This window comes from Micromonospora phytophila (assembly GCF_023656545.1).
GTDB lineage: Bacteria > Actinomycetota > Actinomycetes > Mycobacteriales > Micromonosporaceae > Micromonospora > Micromonospora phytophila.
On record NZ_JAMOKF010000469.1, the window covers coordinates 1 to 3,378 of the forward strand.

At 75.1% G+C, this 3,378-nt stretch carries 4 protein-coding genes; 3 read left to right on the plus strand and 1 reads right to left on the minus strand.

Features of this window, described 5'->3' with window-relative positions:
- Positions 1-270, plus strand: a 270-nt coding sequence (locus tag NCC78_RS29740) for an adenosylcobinamide-GDP ribazoletransferase (RefSeq protein ID WP_250798686.1), incomplete at its 5' end; no start/stop codon positions are given.
- 66 nt (positions 271-336) lie between these two features.
- The gene (locus NCC78_RS29745; RefSeq protein WP_250798687.1) at positions 337-1,632 is read left to right on the plus strand and encodes a DUF2314 domain-containing protein; all 1,296 of its coding nucleotides are present in this window, start codon (positions 337-339) and stop codon (positions 1,630-1,632) included.
- Positions 1,633-1,756: 124 nt separating this feature from the next.
- Here NCC78_RS29745 and gcvT read toward each other — a convergent pair whose 3' ends face one another.
- A complete protein-coding gene (gcvT, locus tag NCC78_RS29750; RefSeq protein WP_250798688.1) occupies positions 1,757-2,887 on the minus strand; it encodes a glycine cleavage system aminomethyltransferase GcvT in 1,131 nt (376 codons plus the stop codon).
- Between the two features lie 161 nt (positions 2,888-3,048).
- Here gcvT and NCC78_RS29755 point away from each other — a divergent pair.
- Positions 3,049-3,378 (plus strand): M17 family peptidase N-terminal domain-containing protein (locus NCC78_RS29755; protein ID WP_284706370.1); only part of this gene is annotated, 330 nt, incomplete at its 3' end.

The following is a 3,378-nucleotide window of genomic DNA, read 5'->3' on the forward strand; positions in this document are numbered from 1 at the left end:
CGCCCCGAGGTGCTCGGCGCGCTGGTCGCCGGCACCGTCGGGCCGGTCGCGCTGGTCGCCGGAACGGCCGCCGTCGCGCTCGTCGCGGTCCCGGCGGTGCCGGACCACCCGTGGCAGGGGCCGCTCGCCGTCGCCGTCGCCCTCGCCGTCGCGGTGGGGCTGCTGCGACACGTGGTACGCCGGCTCGGCGGCGTCACCGGCGACGTGCTCGGCGCGACCGTCGAAGTGGTCACCACGCTCGTCTACCTGGGAGTGGTGCTGTCCGGCTGAACGGGGCCGGAGGCGCCGGGTAGCGTTCTCCCACGACAGCACCGGCGCGGCCATCCGGGGGACCACATGCTCATCACGGACGACTTCCTGCCCGTACCGGTCCCGGAGTCGCTGAGCGCGACCTACCTGGTGCCCATGACGGGGCTGCCGAAGGTGAGCACGAAGACGGCCGTGGAGCGGCTCACCGGACGGCTCGCCGAGCCGGTGCACGGGCTGGCGAAGCAGATGCTGGACAGCCCGCTGATGACCGTGGACACCCGGCCGGTCGCCGAGTTCCCCGCGCTGCCGCCGGACCTGCTCACCGCGTTCGGCGCCACCGAGGCGCAGCTGGGCCGGCTGGCCGCCGCGACCCACCTGGTGGTGGTGCAGGCCGAGTACCGGCCGGGCTGGCCGCCGGCGCACGAGTGGGCGGCGCGGGCGGTGGCGGCGGCCGTCGCCGAGTCCGTCGACGGCGACGTGGTGGACGTCTTCGGGTTGCAGTTCCTCGACCCGGCGACCGCGCTGCGCTCACTGCCGGACTCCCAGGGCCGGATCCGGCTGGTCGACTGGGTGCTGGTGCCGTACTCCTCCGACGCGGAGGGGCTCTGGTTCACCACCAAGGGGCTGCGCCGCTTCGGGCTGCTGGAGTTGCAGACCCAGGGGGTGCCCGACCACCTCACCCGGGCCTGGGGCGCGGTGATGACCGGCGCGGCGCGGCGGCTGCTGCGGGACTGGACCGACGGGCTGGCCGGCGACGAGGTGCCCGCGTTCGTGCAACTGCCCGTGCTGGCCACGGTGACCGGGCACGACATCGCGGTGGCGTACGGCAATCCGGAGCAGCACGGGGCGACCGCGCCGGTGCTGCTCCGGTTGGAGCTGGACCCGGCCACCGACCCGGAGGCCGACTCGTTCCTGAGCCTGCGCCCGCCGGCCGGGCACCCGGGCCCGGACGGCCGCTACTACGCCGCCGCCTGCGCCACCCTCTTCGCCGGCATCCAGCCCGACGTGCGCTACGCCCGGCCGGGCGACGCGATGAGCAAGGCCGTGGCCACCGCCCGCGCCGGGCTGGGCGACATCCGGGCCCGCTTCCTCGCCGGCCAGCTCCCGCCGGAGACCCAGCTGGTGGTGAAGTACGGCCTGCCCGGCGACGACGGGCCCGAGTACGTCTGGGCCGGGGTCACCTCGTGGGACGCGCCGGAGCGGATCGTCGCCGCCAGCGCCAGCGACGCCGACACCGACCCGACCGTCCGGATCGGCTCCCCCGTGGTGGTGGAGGCCGCGGACGTCGTCGACTGGGCCGTGCTCGACGGCACCGGCGTCATCGAGGGCGGCTGGACCCAGGCCGTCCTAGACGCCGGCGAACGCCCCCACCCCCCGGTCTAACCCCACCCCACCCCCACTCCCACCCGGGTTCCCGCCGGTGATCATGAGGTTGACGGTGGGATTGATCTCACGAACCCCCGCCAACCTCATGATCACCGAAGGGAACCCGGGGGCGGGGAGGGGGTTAGCGGACGGAGGGGGTGACGAAGGGGGGGCGGGTGACGCGCATCTGGGCGCGGCGGCCGCGGATGTCGACCTCGACCAGGTCGCCGTCGGCCAGCTTCGCGGCGGTGTCCAGCAGGGCCAGGGCGATGCCCTGCTTCCGGGTGGGCGAGAAGGTGCCGCTGGTGACGGTGCCGACCTGCGCGTCGCCGACGTGCACGGTCATGCCGGGGCGGGGGATGGCGCGGTCGACGGCCTCCAGGCCGCGCAGCGTACGGCGTGGGCCGGCCGCCTTCTCCGCGAGCAGCGCGTCACGGCCCCAGAAGGCCGGCTTGTCCCAGCCGACCGCCCAGCCGGAGCGGGCCTGCACCGGGGTGATGTCCAGCGACAGGTCCTGCCCGTGCAGCGGGTAGCCCATCTCGGTGCGCAGGGTGTCCCGGGCGGCCAGACCGCAGGCCCGCAGCTCGGCGGCCTCGCCGGCGGCGAAGAGCGCGTCCCAGACCGCGACGGCGTGCTCGGCGGGCACCACCAGCTCGTAGCCCAGTTCGCCGGTGTAGCCGGTGCGGCACACCGTCAGCTCGGCGCCCGCCAGCGACGCGGTGGAGAAGCTCATGTAGTCGTGCCCGGTCGGCAGGCCCAGCGCGCCGAGCAGTTCGGCGGAGCGCGGGCCCTGCACCGCGAGGACCGCGTACGCCTCGTGCTCGTCGGTGACCGTGACCGACGGCGGCGCGGCGGCGCGCAGCCGGCGCACCACCTCGGCGGTGTTCGCGGCGTTCGGGATGAGGAAGACGTGGTCGTCGGCGTGCAGGTACGCGATGATGTCGTCCACCACGCCGCCGGTGGCCTCGTCGCAGCAGAGCGTGTACTGCGCCCGGCCCGGCCCGACGCGGCCCAGGTCGTTGCTGAGGCAGGCGTTGACGAACTCCACGGCGCCCGGCCCGGTCACCCGCGCCTTGCCCAGGTGGGAGACGTCGAAGACGCCCACCCCGGCGCGCACGGCGGTGTGTTCCCTGAGCACTCCACCCCCGGCGTACTCCAGGGGCATCTCCCAGCCACCGAACGGGGCGAACTTGGCGCCGAGAGCGGTGTGCCGCTCGTGCAGCGGGGAACGGCGCAGCCGGGTCGCGGCGGCGTCGGAGGTCACGTCGGTCATGGGTGGGAACTTACCGGGGCCTGAACGGCTGGTTAGCATCGGCGGGACCCGCCGGTGCCGTCGGCGGGACAGCCCCGACCTCCGACGGGTACGTTCCGCCGGAGACCTTCATCGCCGGTACGCGACGTCGCGGCCGGCCCGGCCCGCCCGGAGTAGCTTCAGTGACATCGCCCAGCACCACCCTGAGCCTCGTCGACACCGACCCGGCCGAACTCGCCGTCGACGCGATCGTGATCGGCGTGCACAGCCAGACCGGAGAGCAGGGCGCCACCAGCGGCCTCGCCGGCACCCTGCTGCTGGCCACCGGCGCGGAGAGCATCGCCGCCGCGTTCGACGGCAAGCTGACCGAGACGCTGGCGCTGCTCGGCGCGACCGGTGGCCCCGGCGAGGTGATCAAGCTGGCCACGCTGGGCACGGTCACCGCCCCGATCGTCGCCGCGGTCGGGCTCGGGCCCGAGCCGTCCGGCGCCGCCCCCGCCCCGGAGACCCTG